10 protein-coding genes are annotated in these 16,502 nt (G+C 70.7%); 3 read left to right on the top strand and 7 right to left on the bottom strand.

Annotated elements, in window-relative coordinates; all coding sequences use genetic code 11:
* The first annotated feature begins 39 nt into the window (after positions 1-39).
* Complete coding sequence (locus LHA26_RS11555) at positions 40-2,508, top strand: glycoside hydrolase family 3 protein (RefSeq protein WP_252165762.1); 2,469 nt, start codon at positions 40-42, stop codon at positions 2,506-2,508.
* A gap of 81 nt (positions 2,509-2,589) precedes the next feature.
* On the opposite strand, the gene LHA26_RS11550 is transcribed toward LHA26_RS11555, so the two are convergent.
* Positions 2,590-4,140, bottom strand: coding sequence for an aldehyde dehydrogenase (NADP(+)) (locus LHA26_RS11550; RefSeq protein WP_252165761.1), 1,551 nt, complete (start codon positions 4,138-4,140; stop codon positions 2,590-2,592).
* 74 nt (positions 4,141-4,214) lie between these two features.
* Between LHA26_RS11550 and LHA26_RS11545 the strand changes: the two genes are divergently transcribed.
* Positions 4,215-4,961 carry a FadR/GntR family transcriptional regulator gene (locus LHA26_RS11545; protein ID WP_252165760.1) on the top strand — a complete coding sequence of 249 codons (747 nt, stop codon included), beginning with the start codon at positions 4,215-4,217 and terminating at the stop codon, positions 4,959-4,961.
* 40 nt (positions 4,962-5,001) lie between these two features.
* On the opposite strand, the gene LHA26_RS11540 is transcribed toward LHA26_RS11545, so the two are convergent.
* The gene (locus LHA26_RS11540; protein ID WP_437441208.1) at positions 5,002-6,309 is read right to left on the bottom strand and encodes a sugar MFS transporter; all 1,308 of its coding nucleotides are present in this window, start codon (positions 6,307-6,309) and stop codon (positions 5,002-5,004) included.
* A 231-nt stretch (positions 6,310-6,540) separates the two neighbouring features.
* On the opposite strand from LHA26_RS11540, the gene LHA26_RS11535 reads away from it, so the two are divergent.
* A complete protein-coding gene (locus LHA26_RS11535) occupies positions 6,541-8,337 on the top strand; it encodes an IlvD/Edd family dehydratase (protein ID WP_252165759.1) in 1,797 nt (598 codons plus the stop codon).
* 180 nt (positions 8,338-8,517) lie between these two features.
* Here the strand turns inward: LHA26_RS11535 and LHA26_RS11530 are convergent, their stop codons facing one another.
* The 5 genes from LHA26_RS11530 to LHA26_RS11510 all read right to left on the bottom strand — a co-directional run bounded on the left by LHA26_RS11530 (position 8,518) and on the right by LHA26_RS11510 (position 16,486).
* Positions 8,518-9,954: an efflux transporter outer membrane subunit gene (locus LHA26_RS11530; protein ID WP_252165758.1), complete on the bottom strand. Its 1,437-nt coding sequence runs from the start codon at positions 9,952-9,954 to the stop codon at positions 8,518-8,520.
* The gene (locus tag LHA26_RS11525) at positions 9,954-13,154 is read right to left on the bottom strand and encodes an efflux RND transporter permease subunit (protein ID WP_252165757.1); all 3,201 of its coding nucleotides are present in this window, start codon (positions 13,152-13,154) and stop codon (positions 9,954-9,956) included. Before LHA26_RS11525 ends, LHA26_RS11530 begins: the two co-directional genes overlap by 1 nt.
* A gap of 5 nt (positions 13,155-13,159) precedes the next feature.
* Positions 13,160-14,422 carry an efflux RND transporter periplasmic adaptor subunit gene (locus tag LHA26_RS11520; RefSeq protein ID WP_252165756.1) on the bottom strand — a complete coding sequence of 421 codons (1,263 nt, stop codon included), beginning with the start codon at positions 14,420-14,422 and terminating at the stop codon, positions 13,160-13,162.
* Positions 14,423-14,714: 292 nt separating this feature from the next.
* Positions 14,715-15,476, bottom strand: coding sequence for an SDR family NAD(P)-dependent oxidoreductase (locus tag LHA26_RS11515; RefSeq protein ID WP_252165755.1), 762 nt, complete (start codon positions 15,474-15,476; stop codon positions 14,715-14,717).
* 101 nt (positions 15,477-15,577) lie between these two features.
* Positions 15,578-16,486 carry a retropepsin-like aspartic protease family protein gene (locus LHA26_RS11510; RefSeq protein WP_252165754.1) on the bottom strand — a complete coding sequence of 303 codons (909 nt, stop codon included), beginning with the start codon at positions 16,484-16,486 and terminating at the stop codon, positions 15,578-15,580.
* Between the last annotated feature and the right edge of the window lie 16 nt (positions 16,487-16,502).

The raw sequence follows: 16,502 nt of genomic DNA, 5'->3' as shown, positions 1-16,502 counted from the left end.
CGGGGAGGCGCAAGATCATGGGTCGACGGGAGAGTGACGATGAAGGGGTTCAGGGGCGCGCTGAAGGGCGGTGCGGCTATTTTCGTGATGACAGCGGTGTCGCCGCTCGCCGCCGCGCCCGTGGACGGCAGCGCGCTCCCGGCCGCCGCCACCGCGCATCCCGATCTCTGGCCGGCCGCGCACAGCACCGGGCTGGTCGACGCGCAGACCGAGGCCCGGGTCACCGCGCTGATGGCCAAGATGAGCCTGCGCGAGAAGGTGGGCCAGATGATCCAGGCCGACATCGCCTCGATCAAGCCCGAGGATCTGCGCCAATATCCGGTGGGCTCGGTGCTCGGCGGCGGCAATTCGCCGCCGCTCGACGCGGATGATCGCGCCCCCGTCTCGGCCTGGATCGCCACCGCCGATCGGTTCCGCGCCGTCTCGATCGAGGCGCGGCCCGGCCATGTGCCCGTGCCGGTGATCTTCGGCATGGATTCGGTGCACGGCAATTCCAACGTCAAGGGCGCGGTGATCTTCCCGCACAATATCGGCCTCGGCGCGATGCGCGATCCGGCGCTGATGGAGCGGATCGGCGCGGTGACCGCCGCCGAGAGCGCCGCCGCCGGCTTCGATTGGGCGTTCGGCCCCACCGTCACCGTGCCGCAGGATGATCGCTGGGGCCGCAGCTATGAGGGCTATTCGGAGCGCCCCGAGATCACGCGCGACTATGCCGCCGCCATGGTGCGCGGGCTCCAGGGGCCGCCCGGCACCGGCCGCATCCAGCAGGGCAAGGTCGCCGCGTCGATCAAGCATTTCCTCGGCGACGGCGCGACCAAGAACGGGGTCGACCAGGGCGATGCGCAGATTTCCGAGCGCGAGCTGATCGCCCTGCATTCGGCCGGCTATGTCTCGGGCATCGATGCCGGCGCGATGACGGTGATGGCCAGCTTCTCCTCGTGGAACGGGGTCAAGAACCACGGCAATCGCAGCCTGCTGACCGATGTGCTCAAGGGCCGCATGGGCTTTGAGGGCTTTGTCGTCGGCGATTGGAACGCCCATGGCCAGCTGCCGGGCTGCACCGAGGGCGATTGCCCGCTCACCTTCAACGCCGGGCTCGACATGGCGATGGTGCCGTCCGACTGGAAGGCGCTGTACGACAATACGCTGCGCGAGGTGGAGAATGGCACCATCCCGCGCGCCCGGGTCGACGATGCGGTGCGCCGCATCCTGCGCGTGAAGGTGAAGCTGGGGCTGTTCGATCCCGCCCGCCCGTTCGAGCGCAAGGCCGAGCTGGCATTGCCCGATCACCGCGCGGTCGCCCGTCAGGCGGTGGCGGAATCGCTCGTGCTGCTCAAGAATAATGGTGGGCTGCTGCCGATCCGGCCGGGCCAGAAGGTGCTCGTCACCGGCAGCCACGCCGATGATATCGGCCTGCAATCAGGCGGCTGGACGCTGTCCTGGCAGGGCACCGGCAACACCAATGCCGATTTCCCGCAAGGCACCAGCATCTGGGCCGGGCTGAAGCAGGCGATCGAGGCCGCCGGCGGCACCGCCACGCTCAGCGCCGATGGCCGGGTGGCCGGCGCCAAGCCCGATGTGGCGGTGGTGGTGTTCGGCGAACAGCCCTATGCCGAGATGGTCGGCGATGTCGGCACGCTCGAGTTCCAGCCCGGCGACAAGGTCGCGCTCGCCCAGCTCAAGGCGCTCAAGGCGCAGGGCATCCCCGTCGTGTCCGTGTTCCTCTCGGGGCGTCCGCTCTGGGTCAATCCCGAACTCAACCAGTCCGACGCCTTTGTCGCGGCCTTCCTGCCCGGTTCGGAAGGCGCGGGCATCGCCGATGTGCTGGTGGCCACGCGCAGCGGCGCGCCCAAGGCCGATTTCCGCGGCAAGCTGAGCTTCTCCTGGCCGCGCACCGCCGCCCAATTCGCCAACAATGTCGGCCAGCCCGGCTATGATCCGCTGTTCGCCTATGGCTATGGCCTCACCTATGCCAGCCGGACCAGCGTGCCCACTCTGCCCGAGGTGGCGGGCATCGATCCCTCGCTCGCCAATCCCTCGCTCTATTTCATCCCCGGGCGCGCGGTGGCGCCGTGGAAGCTGGTGAGCAAGGGCGCGGTGCGCATCACCAATGTCGATGGCGGCGGCCGGCAGGAGGGCGCGCGCCAGCTCGCCTTCACCGGTCCGGGCGAGGTGCGGATCGAAGGGCCCTCGCTCGATCTGGCGCGGCAGACCAATGCGCAGGTGACGCTGCGGATCGACTATCGTGTCGATGCCGCGCCCACCGGCCGGGTGACGCTCTCCACCGGCGGCCCCGCGATCGACGCCACCGCGCTGTTCGCCCGGGCCCAGCCCGGCACATGGACCAGCGCCAAGCTGCCGCTCGCCTGCTTCCGCAAGGCGGGCGCGGATATGGCCAAGGTGACGACGCCCTTCGCGCTCGCCGCCGACAAGGGCTTCACGGTGTCGATCGTGGGCATCAAGCTCGACGCCGATCCGACCAACGCCGCCTGCCCCGCGCCGCGCTGAGCGCGGGCGCCGGGCGCACGAAAAAGGCCGCGCGGAGGATGATCCGCGCGGCCTTTTGCTGCCGCCCGAAGGCGGGCCGGCTCAGCCGGGCTGGCCGTCCACAAGCCGCGGCACACTGCCTGCGGCGCCGTCGCGCAGCTCCTCGGGCAGCAGCGGCTCGGCGAGATTCTGATAGGAGACCGGCCGCAGGAAGCGGTCGATCGCCAGCGTGCCCACCGAGGTGGTGCGCCCGTCCGAGGTCGCCGGATAGGGCCCGCCATGCACCATGGCATGCGTCACCTCGACGCCCGTCGGCCAGCCATTGGCGAGGATGCGGCCGGCCTTGCGCTCCAGGATCGGCACCAGCCGGGCGGCGATCTCGGTATCGCCCGCGTCCATCTGCAGCGTCGCGGTGAGCTGGCCCTCGGCCGCGCGCAGCACGCGGTGCAGATCCTCCTCGTCGCGGCAGCGCACCAGCAGCGAGGAGGCGCCGAACACCTCGTGGCCGAGCCGCTCGTCCTTCAGAAAGGCCTCGACGCTGGTGGCGAAGAGCGCCGCGACGCCGCAGGTGACGCCCTCGCCCAGCTGGCCGCGGGCCACCGTCTCGACATCGCCATGGCTCGCCAGCGCCTCGACGCCCTGCTCATAGGCGGCGTGGATGCCGCCCGTCAGCATGGTGGTGGCGCGGGACTCGAGGATTGCGCCCTTGGCGGCCTCGATGAATGCGTCGAGCCCCTCGCCCTCGATCGCCAGCACCAGGCCGGGATTGGTGCAGAACTGGCCCGCGCCCATCGTCAGCGACTGGACAAAGGCCTGGCCGAGCGCGGTGCCGCGCGCCTTGAGCGCCTCCGGCAGCAGCACCACCGGATTGATGCTGGACATCTCGGCATAGACCGGGATCGGCTCGGGCCGCGCCTGGGCGAGGCGGAGCAGCGCCAGGCCGCCCCCGCGCGAGCCGGTGAAGCCCACCGCCGCGATGCGCGGATCCTCGACCAGCGCGGTGCCGAGCGCGGTGCCGGGGCCGACGAGATGAGCGAAGACGCCGTCGGGCATGTCCGTCGCGGCGGCCGCCTTGGCGATCGCCGAAGCCACCAGCGCGCCGGTGAGCGGATGGGCGGGATGACCCTTCACCACCACCGGGCACCCCGCCGCCAGCGCCGAGGCGGTGTCGCCGCCGGCGGTGGAGAAGGCGAGCGGGAAGTTGGAGGCGCCGAACACCGCCACCGGGCCCAGCGGAATGCGGCGCAGCCGAATATCCTGGCGCGGCAGCGGCTGGCGCTCGGGCAGCGCCGGATCGACGCGCACGCCGAGATAGGCGCCGCGCCGCACCACCTCGGCGAACAGCTTGAGCTGGCCCATGGTGCGCCCGCGCTCACCCTCGAGCCGCGCGCGCGGCAGGCCGCTCTCGCGCATCGCCGCCTCGATCAGCGCGTCGCCCAGCGCCAGGATCTCCTCCGCGATGCGGTCGAGAAAGGCGGCGCGGCGCTCGCGCGGGAGGCTGCGATAGGGATCGAACGCGGCTTCGGCGGCGGCGCAGGCGGCGGCGACATCGGCCGGCCCGTGCACCGCGAAGGGCTCGCCAAAGGGCTCGCCCGTCTGAGCGTCGATGGAGCGAAAGTCGGAGGCGGCGGTGATTGGGGCTTGGGTGGTCATGGGTTACTCCCTAATAGTCGGACATTAGGGTGCCGGGCGCATGGCTTCAACCCTGCCCGGCAGGGGATCGGCTTATGGTGGGACCAGTCAGCGAGTGCGAGGAGGAGCCGGGCCGGCGCGCGCGCGGCACCGGCCGGCGGCTGCACGGCGCGATCGCGCACAAGCTGGGCGTGGCGATCGTCAGCGGCGCCTATCCGCCGGGCGAGCGGCTTTCGGGCGAGATCGCCTTCTCGGAAGCGCTCGACGTGTCGCGCAGCGCCTATCGCGAGGCGGTCCAGGTGCTTGCCGCCAAGGGGCTGGTGGAGAGCCGGCCCAAGGCCGGCACCCGGGTGCTGCCGCGCACCCGCTGGAACCTGCTCGATCCCGACGTGCTCGCCTGGGCCTTTGCCGACGAACCCGATCCCGGCTTCGTCCGCAGCCTGTTCGAGCTGCGCGCGATCGTCGAGCCCGCCGCCGCGCGGCTGGCGGCGGAGCGGCGCGATCGCACCGAGCTTAAGGCGATCAAGGATGCGCTGGCGGCGATGCGCCGCCACAGCCTCACCACCGAGGCGGGGCGCGCCGCCGATCGGGATTTCCACGATGCCATTCTGCGCGCCACGCACAATGATGCGCTGGTCGTGCTCAGCGCCAGCATCGGCGCGGCGGTGAATTGGACGACCCAGTATAAGCAGCGCGCGCTGGCGCTGCCGCGCAACCCCGTGCCCGATCATGCCCGCGTCTATGAAGCGATCGCCGCCGGGCGGCCCGAGGCCGCCGCCGAGGCGATGCGGCTGCTCGTCGATCTCGCGCTCGCCGATACGCGAACGGCGATGGCGCGCTGATCCGCGCCATCGCCGTGCCAATGGCCGGTGCCGCCCCGCGCTAGCGGGCGGCGCGATCCGGCAGCGCGTGGGTGGGACGCGCGCCCCACAGGGCATAGAAGAGCGTATAGACCTCGCACGCGGCGGTGAGCAGGAAGCTGGTCTGCAGGCCATAGCTGTCCGCCAGCCAGCCCTGCACCACCACCAGCGATCCGCCGGCGATGGCCATGATGAGCAGGCCCGATCCCTCCTCGGTCAGCGGCCCGAGCCCGCGAATGCCGAGGGTGAAGATGGTGGGGAACATGATCGAGTGGAACAGGCCCACCGAGATCAGCGCCCACATCGCCACCGGCCCCGTCGCGAAGGCGGCGATCAGCATCACCGCGCAGGCGCCCACCGCCGCCACCGCGAGCACATGCTCGGCGGCGACGTTGCGCATCGCGAAGCTGCCGATGAAGCGGCCCACCATCATCCCGCCCCAGAGCAGGAAGAGATAGTGCGACGCCTGCTCATGGGTGAGGTTGCCGATCTGCGGCTGCGAGACGAAGTTGATGAAGAGGTTTGAAACCCCGATCTCGGCGATGAGGTAGATGAAGATCGCCGGCACGCCGAAGACGAGGTTGCGATGCGCCCAGAGCGACTGGCCGCGCCGATCCGCCTTGGCGGCGCGCTGCGTGGCCGATCCCATCGCCGGCAAATTGAAGCGCGCGATAACGATCGCGAGCACCACCAGCACCACCGCCACGATGATATAGGGCAGCTGCACCGATTGCGCGTCGGCCAGGCGCTGCGCCGGGGTGAGCGCGGCGGCGTGCGCGCCGGCGGTGCCCGAGGTGGAGCGGCCGAGGATCAGATAGCCGCCGAACAGCGGCGCCAGCGTCGTGCCGAGCGAGTTGAACGCCTGCACCAGGTTGAGCCGCGACGAGGCCGTTTCCGGCGGCCCGACCACCGCCACATAGGGGTTGGCCGCCACCTGGAGCAGGGTGATGCCGCTGGCGACGATGAACAGCGCCACCAGCGTCACGCCATAGGAAGGGATGCGCGCGGCGGGCACCATCAGCAGCGCGCCCACCGCCATGATGACGAGCCCCGTCACCATCGAGCGCTGATAGCCGATCCGCTCGATCAGCTTGGCGGCCGGGATCGAGGCGAAGAAATAGGCGATGAACCACACGCTCTCGATCAGCGTCGTCTGGGTGTAGCTCAGATCGAACACGCTGCGCAGGTGCGGCAGCAGCGTGTTGTTGATGACGGTGATGAAGCCCCACATGAAGAACAGGCTGGCGAGCAGCGTCAGCGCGGGGCGATAGCGGGCTGCGTCCACCGGCTCCCCCGTCGCGCGGGCCGCAGTGGAAACCGGCATGGCCATGGCGAACCTTCTCCTTTGCATCGTCGGGCCGGCATCGCGGCGCCGCCCGACGCTTGCCCTCTTTCTTTTTGTCTGACTATATAGCGGCGAACGAGGCGTCAATGACAGCTGGAGGGGGCAATGGTGCGGAGGCGGCGCCGATTCGGCGCAAGGCCCCGTGCTGCGCTTCGGCGGCGGCGTCCGTTCGGTGTCCCACGCCCTTCCCTCCCGACTTGTTGATCGGATAGCAGCATGACCGACAGCCCGACCCCCAAGCTCCGCTCCCGCGCCTGGTTCGACAATCCCGCCAATATCGACATGACGGCGCTCTATCTGGAGCGCTATCTCAATTACGGCCTCAGCCTGGACGAGCTGCGCTCGGGCAAGCCGATCATCGGCATCGCGCAGACGGGCAGCGATCTCTCGCCGTGCAACCGGCACCATCTGGTGCTCGCCGAGCGCGTGCGCGAGGGCATTCGCGAGGCCGGCGGCATCGCCATCGAATTCCCCGTCCACCCGATCCAGGAAACCGGCAAGCGGCCGACCGCCGGGCTGGACCGCAACCTCGCCTATCTCGGCCTGGTCGAGGCGCTGTACGGCTATCCGCTGGATGGCGTGGTGCTGACGATCGGCTGCGACAAGACGACGCCGGCCTGTCTGATGGCGGCGGCGACGGTCAACATTCCGGCGATCGCGCTGTCGGTGGGCCCGATGCTCAATGGCTGGCACAAGGGCGAGCGCACCGGCTCGGGCACGATCGTGTGGAAGGCGCGCCAGATGCTCGCCGCCGGCGAGATCGACGATGCCGAGTTCATCCGGCTGGTCGCCTCCTCCGCCCCGTCGACCGGCTATTGCAACACCATGGGCACGGCGACGACGATGAACTCGCTGGCCGAGGCGCTGGGCATGCAGCTGCCCGGCTCGGCCGCCATCCCCGCGCCCTATCGCGATCGCCAGGAGATTTCCTATCTCACCGGCAAGCGCATCGTCGAAATGGTGCACGAGGATCTCAAGCCCTCGGACATCCTGACGCATGACGCATTCAAGAATGCGATCGTGGTCAATTCCGCGATCGGCGGCTCGACCAACGCGCCGATCCACCTCGCCGCCATCGCGCGCCATATCGGCGTGGAGCTGCCGATCGAGGAGTGGCAGGAATTCGGCCACAAGGTGCCGCTGCTCGTCAATCTCCAGCCGGCCGGCGAATATCTGGGCGAGGATTATTACCGCGCCGGGGGCGTGCCGGCGGTGGTCTCCGAGCTGATCCGGCACGGGCTGATCGCGGAAGACGCGATCACCGCCAATGGCCGCAGCATCGGCGACAATTGCCGCGACGCGCGGATCGAGGACGAGAAGGTGATCCGCCCCTTCGAGCAGCCGCTCAAGGAAGAGGCGGGCTTCCTCGTGCTCAAGGGCAATCTCTTCGATGCCGCGATCATGAAGACCAGCGTGATCTCGGAGGAATTCCGCGCGCGCTACCTCTCCAACCCGAACAGCCCGGATGCCTTCGAGGGCCCGGCCGTGGTGTTCGACGGGCCGGAGGATTATCATCACCGGATCGACGATCCCGCCACGGGCATCACGCCCGAAACCATGTTGTTCATGCGCGGCGCGGGCCCTGTCGGCTATCCCGGCGCGGCCGAGGTGGTGAATATGCGGCCGCCGGCCTATCTCATCACCGAGGGCGTGCATTCGCTCCCCTGCATCGGCGATGGCCGCCAATCGGGCACGTCGGGATCGCCTTCGATCCTCAATGCCAGCCCCGAGGCGGCGGCGATGGGTGGCCTCGCGCTGCTCGAGACGGGCGATCGCGTCCGCATCGATCTTCGCGCCGGCCGCGTCGACGTGCTGATCCCCGAGGCCGAGCTGGCCGAGCGCCGGCGCGCGCTGGAGGCCAAGGGCGGCTATCCCTATCCCGCCTCGCAGACGCCGTGGCAGGAGATCCAGCGATCGGTGGTCGGCCAGATGAGCACCGGCATGATCCTGGAAGGATCGGAGAAATATCAGCGCATCGCGCAGACCAAGGGGCTGCCGCGCGACAATCACTGAGCGTGGCGGGGCGTCGGAGAGCGCCGGCGCCCGGCACGCGGAAGGATGCGCCGGGCGTCGTGACCCGGCGGCCTGTGGCCGCGGCTCGCACCCAGGCCGATCCCCACGCGGCGGACATCAAAAGGGGGGCGCCAGGCCCCCCTTTTCTGGCGCGCGTGAGCCCGGGCGGGCGCGCCGCGCTCAGCGCGGCGGCGCGTCCGCCGCCACGCCGCCGCCCACCGCCTGGTACAGCGCCACCGTATCCGAAAGCCGCGCCGCGCGCGCCTGGATCAGCTGGCTGCGCGCCTGGGCATCGGCGATGGTGGCGTTGAGCAGCGCCAGCGTGCCGACGCTGCCGAGCGCGAGCTGGCGGCGCGCGAAGAGCAGGTTGCGCGCCGCCGCGTCGCTGGCCCGCGCCGCCGCGTCGAGCAGCGCCGCATCGGTGGTGAGGCCGGTCAGCGCATCGGCGACATCGCCAAAGGCGTTGAGCACCGCGCCGCGATACTGCGCCTCGGCGCCGCGCAGCGCCGCCTCGGCCGCGCGCTGCTGGTGACGCAGCTGGCCGCCATGGAAGAGCGGCTGCGCCACGCTGCCGATCAGCGCCCAGAACGGATTGCCGCTGGCGAACATGTCGGCGAAGTGGAGCGCCTCGCCGCCGGCATTGGCGCTGAGCTGGATCGCCGGCAGCCGCGCCGCGATCGCCGTGCCGACATCGGCCGCCGCGCCCACCATCTGCGCCTCGGCGGCGCGGACATCGGGCCGGTTGGCGACGATCGCGCCCGGCAGCGCCACCGGCACCGTGCCCGGCAGCGTCAGTTCGTCGAGCGTGGGCAGCGCCGGCAGCGGCGCGCCGGGCGCGATGCCGATCGCCTGCGAGATGAGAGCGCGCTGGTGATCGCGCTGGCGGATCAGCGGCGGCAGCGCGCTCTGCGCCGTCGCCAGCGCCGTCTCCTGCGCCGCGACATCCGCCGCGCCGATATCGCCAAGCGCCTGGCGCCGGCGCATCATCGCCAGGATGCCCTGGTTGATCTGCACATTCTGCTCGGCCGCCGCGATCTGCTGGTCGAGCGCCGCCTGCTGGACGACCGCCACCACCAGATTGGCCACCACGGTCGTCCGCGCCGCCGCGAGCCGCTGCCGCGCGACCTCGGCCTGCGCCCGGGCCGAGCGCACGCGCGAGCGCTGGCCGCCGAACAGATCGAGCGGATAGCTCACCGAGATCTGCGCGGTGTGCAGCGAGTAGAGATATTGGTTGGGATCCTGCACCGGATTGGAGAAGATCCGCGAGACGCGCGTGCGCTGGCTGGTCAGGCTGGCGTCCACCTGCGGCAGGCTGGCGCCGGCCGTGCCCAAGGCCTGCTCGCGCGCCTGGCCGAGCGTCGCCTCGGCCTGGGCGAGATCGGTGTTGGCGGCCAGCGCCCGCGTCACCAGCGCATCCAGCGCGGGCGAGGCGAAGGCGCGCCACCAGTCGGCGGCCAGCGCGCCGCCGGGCACGATCGCCTGGGCGGGGCCGCTCGCCGGCACCAGCGTCTGCGCGGCCGGCGCGGGCGGCAGCGGCGGCAGATCGGGCTTGGGCGTGGGCGCGAGCGAGCAGGCCGAGGCGCCGAGCAGCGCGAGGATCGAAGCGAAACGACGCATCAGGCGGGCTCCCCGGCGGGCAGCGGAGGGTGCGGGGGCGGCGGCGGGGCGTGATGCCCGACATCGCGGCCATGGGCGCCGCGATCATGCGGGCCGACATGGCGCGAGAAGCGCGCGATCAGCAGCGGCAGCACCAGCAGGATCAGCACCGGCGCCAGCGTCATGCCGCCCACCACCACCAGCGCCAGCGGCTTCTGCACCTGGCTGCCGATGCCGTTGGAGAGCGCGGCGGGCAGCAGGCCGATGGCGGCGGCGAGGCAGGTCATCACCACCGGCCGCAGACCCTTGCGGACCATGGAGGCGAGCGCGGCGGCGCGGTCCAGCCCTTCGTCGATGCCTTGGTTGAAGCTCGAGACCATCAGGATGCCGTCCATCACCGCGATGCCGAACAGGGCCACGAAGCCGATCGCCGCCGAGATCGAGAAGGCCGTGCCCGTCAGCGCCAGCGCCAGCACGCCGCCCACCAGCGCCATGGGGATGACGCTGAAGGCGAGCAGCGTGTCGGTCATCGAGCCGAAATTGGCGTAGAGCAGCACCAGGATCAGCGCGAGGCTGATCGGCACCACCATTTCGAGCCGCGCGGTGGCGCTCGCCAGATTGGCCAGCTCGCCCGCCCATTCCAGATGATAGCCGGTGGGCAGCTTCACCGAGCGGGCGATGCGCGCCTGCGCCTCGCCGATCGCGCCGCCAAGATCGCGGTCGCGCACGCTGAACTTGATCGGGACATAGCGTTCCTGATGCTCGCGATAGATGAAGGACGCACCCGAGGTGAGCTGGATATGCGCCACCTCGGAGAGCGGCACCTGGATCTGCCCCGTGCCACCCGGCGCGGGGGCGCCGACGGTGATGCGCCGCAGCGCCTCCAGGCTGTCGCGCTGCGCCGGATCCAGCCGCACCACGATCGGATAATGGCGGTCGGTGCCCTTCTCGTAGAGATCGGCGGTCGACTGGCCGCCGATCGCGGCGGCGACGGTGGTGTTGATGTCGTCGGGCGTCAGGCCGTAGCGCGCGGCGGCGACGCGATCCACGTCGATCTGCACGGTCGGCTGGCCGAGCGGGCTCGACACGCCGAGATCGGCGATGCCCTGCACCTGGCTCATCTGGTCGCGGATCTGGTCCGCGAGCTTGGCGAGCACCTGCATGTCCGGCCCGAACAGCTTGACCGAATTGGCGCCCTTCACGCCGGACGACGCCTCCTCGACGCCATCCTCCAGATATTGGCTGAACTCGAAATCCACCCCCGGAAAGCGCGCGTTGAGCTTGTGCTGCAGCTCGGCGGTCAGCTTGTCCTTGTCCACGCCCTTGGGCCATTCGTCGAACGGCTTGAGCGGGGCGTAGAATTCGGCGTTGAAGAAGCCGGTCGGATCGGTGCCGTCATCGGGGCGGCCATGGGTCGAGGCGACATGCTCGATCTCGGGATAGTCGGCGATGATGTTGCGGATGGCGTTCACCGTCGGCTGGCCCGCCTCGAGCGAGATCGAGGCCGGCAGCGTCGCGCGGATATAGAGATTGCCCTCCTCGAGATGCGGCAGGAACTCGATGCCGAGCGCGCGCACCCCCAGCACCGCGCCGAGCATCAGCAGCACCGCCGCGCCGATGGTGAGCAGCCGGTTGCCGAGCGCGAACGCCGCCGCCGGCTCATAGACGCGCCGCAGCCCGCGCACGATCCGCGTCTCCACCTCTTCCAGCCGGTCGGGCAGGAGGAAGGCGGCGAGCACGGGCGAGACGGTGAAGGTGGCGATCAGGCCGCCGGCGATGGCATAGGCATAGGTCTTGGCCATCGGGCCGAAGATATGGCCTTCCACGCCGGTGAGCGTGAACAGCGGGATGAAGCTGGCGATGATGATCGCGGCGGCGAAGAAGATGCCGCGGCTCACCTCGTTGGAGGCATGGAGGATCGCCGAGAAGCGGCTCGCCAGCGTCGGATGGGCATGGCCCGAGCCGATATGTTCGGATCGCTCGACCATGTGGCGGAAGATATTCTCCACCATGATGACGCTGGCATCCACCACCAGCCCGAAATCGAGCGCGCCGACCGACAGAAGATTGGCGGATTCGCCCTGGATGGTGAGGATCAGCACCGCGAAGGCGAGCGCGAAGGGAATGGTGGTGGCGACGATGATCGCGCTGCGCAGATTGCCCAGAAACAGCCATTGCAGCACGAAGATCAGCAGCACGCCCTCGATCAGATTGTGCAGCACCGTGTGGGTGGTGAGGCCGATCAGCGTCGAGCGGTCGTAGATCGGCGTCAGCGTCACCCCGGGCGGCAGGATGCCGCCGGCGTTGATCGTGGCGATCTCCTGCTTCACCGCCGCGATGGTGGGCGCGGATTCGGCGCCGCGCTGCATCAGCACGATGCCCATCACGATGTCGCTGTCATGGCCTTCGCCGGCGATGCCGAGCCGCGGCTCGTTGCCGATGCGGAGCGTCGCCACATCCTTCAGCAGCACGGGCGCGCCGCCATCGGTGCCGACCAGCACATTCTGGATCTGCTCGGTGGACTGGATCAGGCCGATGCCGCGCACGATCGCCGCCTGCGGCCCGAAATTGATCGTCTGGCCGCCGACATTGCCGTCGCTCTTGCCGAGCGCGCCGATCACCTCGCCGATGGTGAGGCCATGGGCGGCGAGCTTGTTCTGATCGACCACCACCTCATAGGTGCGCAGCTTGCCGCCCCAGCCGGTCACGTCGATCACGCCGGGCAGCCGCTTGAAGCGGCGCTGCAGCACCCAGTCCTGCAGCGTCTTCAGGTCCATCACCGAATAGCCCGCGGGCGCCGAGATGCGGTAGCGATAGATTTCGCCGACCGGGCTGGTGGGCGAGATGGTGGGCTGCACGCCGGTCGGCAGGCCGACCTGCGAAAGCCGCGCCAGCACCTGCTGCTGCGCCTCCATATAGCCGACGTCATAGCTGAACTGGATGCGGATGTCGGACAGGCCGAACAGCGAGATGCTGCGCACCGCGGTGATGTGCGGAATGCCGGCGATGCCGATCTCGAGCGGAATGGTGACGTTGCGCTCGATCTCCTCGGCGGAGGTGCCGGCGCTCTGCGTCACCACCTCCACCATCGGCGGCACGGGATCGGGATAGGCCTCGATGTTCAGCTTGGAGAAGGCGATGCCCCCGGCGATGATGAGACCGGCGAGCAGCACGACGATGAGCACGCGCTGGCGCAGCGCGAAGGAGACCATCTTGTCCATGGCGCTTACCCGTCCAGGCCGGCTTCGTTGACGAAGATCGCGCCGGCGGTGACGATCTGCTCGCCGAGCTTCAGGCCGGAGGTGATGCGCACCATGCCGTTGCCGCTGTCGCCGATCGTCACCGAACGGGGCCGGAGAATGCCGTCGCGGCCCGCGATCCACACGCGCGCCTGGTCGCCCTCGCGGATCACCGCGCTGGCGGGCACCAGGATCGCCGTCGGCTCGCGCGTCGCCGCGATCGAGAAGCTGGCGAACATCTGCGGCTTGAGCGCCTCGTCGGGATTGGCGACGGTGGCGCGCACGGGCAGGCGGTGGGTGGCGGGATCAAGCTCGGCGCCGATATTGTCGATCCGCGCGTTGAACACGCGGCCGGGAAAGGCGGGCGTGGTCACGCGCACGATATCGCCCAGCCGCACATGCGCCGCCTCGGTCTCGGGCACCTGCGCGATCAGCCACACGCGCGAGAGATCGGTGATGGTCATCAGCGGCTTGTCACCGCCGCTGCTGACGAACTGGCCGGGCGCGACATCGCGGCTGGCGACGGTGCCGCTCACCGGCGCGCGGAAATTGGTGGCGGAATAGATGCCGGCCACCTCGCTCACCCCCTCGAGATGGCGCACCTCGTCGGGCGTCTTGCCGAACAGGGCGAGCTTGTCGCGCGCCGCGCCGAGCGCGGCATCGGCGCTGCGCGCCGCCGACTGGGCGGCGACGAGATCGCTCTTGGCCTGGATATAGTCCTTCTCGGCGCCGCCGGCGGTGCGGAACAGCGCTTCCTGCCGGCGCGCATTTTCCTGCGCGGTCCGCAGCTGGGCGGCGGCGGTGGCGCGCTGCGCATCGGCCGCGAACAGCGCGTCGCGCGCCTCGACGAAATCCGAGGAGGCGACGCGCAGCAGCGGCTGGCCGCGCACCACGCGCTGGCCCGCCTGCACGTACACATCGCCCACCTGGCCGGAGAAAGGCAGCACGATCGGCGTGCTATGCTCCTCGTCGACCGAGATGGTGCCGGTCACCACCAGCGCGGCGGGATCCTGCCCCTCGCCCACCGTCTCGATCTTGAGCCCCGCGCGCTGATCGGGGGTGGGGCGGAAGCCGTCCTTGATCGCGGGTGCTTCGGCCGGCGGCGCCGGCCGGGTGAGGCGGCGCACGCCGCTGATCGCCAACGCCAGCACGATCACCACCGCCACCGCGATCAGCAGAATGCGGCCCTGGCGCGCGCGGGAATAGTGACGCACGGCGGGCAGCGGCTCGACGGCTTCGAGATAGGACATGAAAACGGACCTCTACACTGATCGCCAGCTCGGAGCCGGCGCCGGGCGCATGACGGGACGGGCGACGATGCTAGGCGAAAGCCGCCATGGTGCGGGGCCTTATGCCGCAACTTCGTTGCGATACGCTTGACAAGACTGGACGCATCAACCCTCCCGCACCCCTGTCCATAGGCGCGGGATCATGACCGCTCCGCGTGAAGCAGGTTAAATATGCGTCACGTCCCGCGCCAGCGGGGTGCGCATGCCCGACATGCGCCGGCCGGAGGCGCCGAAACCCGGCGCGGCGCGCGGTTCAGCCCGTCGCGGACGGCCGCGCGACCTGGAAGCCCGCGAAACTCTGGTTGACGGGCATCAGCTCCAGCCGGTTGATGTTGAGGTGCGGCGGCAGTTCGGCGACCCACAGGAGCGTGGCGGCGATGTCGTCGGCGGTCATCGGCACCGCGCCCTGGTACAGCGCGTCGGACGCGGCCTGATCGCCGCCGGTGCGGACGAGCGTGAACTCGGTCTCGACCATGCCCGGCTCGATCGAGGTCACGCGCACGCCGGTGCCGTGCAGATCGGCGCGCAGGCCGAGCGAGAATTGCGTCACAAAAGCCTTGGTCGCGCCATAGACGTTGCCGCCGCTATAGGGATAGGTCGCCGCCACCGAGGACAGGTTGATGATCCCGCCGCGCCGCGCGATCAGCCCCGGCAGCAGCTTGTGGGTGAGCGCGATCACGGCGCCGATGTTCGTCTCCACCATCGTCTGCCACTGGCCGAGATCGCTCTCCTGAGCGGGCCGCGTACCGAGCGCGAGGCCGGCATTGTTGACGAGCAGATCGATCGCCGCGAACGGGGCCGGCAGCGCATCCAGCGCGGCGTCCCGCGCGGCGGCGTCGCGCACGTCGAAGGCGGCGCCATGCGCGCGGTCCGGCCCGAGCCGCTCCACCAGCGCGCGCAGCCGCGACTCGCGCCGGCCGGTGACGACGACATGCCAGCCCGCCGCCACGAAGCGCTCGGCCGCGGCCTCGCCAATGCCCGCCGTGGCGCCGGTGATGAGAACGGTTCTGGTCATATCGCCTCCTTCGCCCGCGCGCCGGCGCGGTGCGCTCCGTCTGTAGCGGGGTGGCGGCGGCGGGGAAGAGGGGGGCGCGTCGGGTGGAGGCGGCGGCGGGATCAGCGCGCCGCGACGCGCAGCGGCGTCTGGCCGGCCGGCGCCGGCGCGGTGATCGTCATCACCCCGCCTTCGATCACGATCCGGCCGAGCCGGCCGATCTCGGTCTGGCCGAGCAGCGTATAGGGAATGCCGGGCGCGCCGATCGCCACGCGACAGGCGCCGAGCCGCTGCCCGCCCACCTCCAGCGAGCGCAGCCGCGCCACGGCGAGCTGGGTCATGCCGCCGATGCCGGCCATCGGCTCGCTGCCGATGGTGGCGCGGTCGGCGCCCGTCGCCTGGGCATCGGCGACGGAAAGGATCGTCTCCTGCGCGCCCGTATCCACGATCGCGCGCACGATCACGCCGTTGATGCGCACGGGCGCGATGAAATGTCCGGTCTCGCTGTCGCGCGCGATGCGCAGCACGCCGCCCGCGCCCGCGCGATCGGCCTCGGCGAGGCGCGCCGGCGCGGGATCGTCCTGGCCCTGGCTGTCGAGCACCGCCTCGGCCGCCGGTGCCTCGGCCAGCGCCTGCTCGTCGAGCGCGAGCCGGGGCGGCGGCGTGTAGAAGGCGGCGCCATCGCGGGGCGGCGCGAAGCGCGCCTCGCGCACCGGCATCGCCGCCGCCGCCAGCGCGATCGGCATGATCCGCGTCACGATCCGGCGGGAGACGAGCCGGCCGCGCCCATCCTCCTCGCTTTCCTCGGTGGTGGTGATGGTCGCCGCGCCCGGCGTGGCGACGCCGGCAAAGGGCTCGTCGGCCACGCTGCGGCGGCCCTGCGCATCCTCGGTGATGACGCGCACCACGCCGGCGGGCACATCCTCGATCCCGCCCGCCACCAGCACGCGGATCTGCGCCGGCGCGGGGACGGCCGCCGCCAGCAGCGCGGCGCCGATCAGGGCGGGAGCAAGGCGACGGGGCGAGGCCATGGCCTCACCCTGGCGG

Origin of the sequence: Sphingomonas morindae, assembly GCF_023822065.1 — a bacterium.
Classification (GTDB): domain Bacteria; phylum Pseudomonadota; class Alphaproteobacteria; order Sphingomonadales; family Sphingomonadaceae; genus Solisphingomonas; species Solisphingomonas morindae.
Note: the sequence above shows the minus strand (reverse complement) of the source record. Positions and strands in the feature narration are given on the sequence as shown.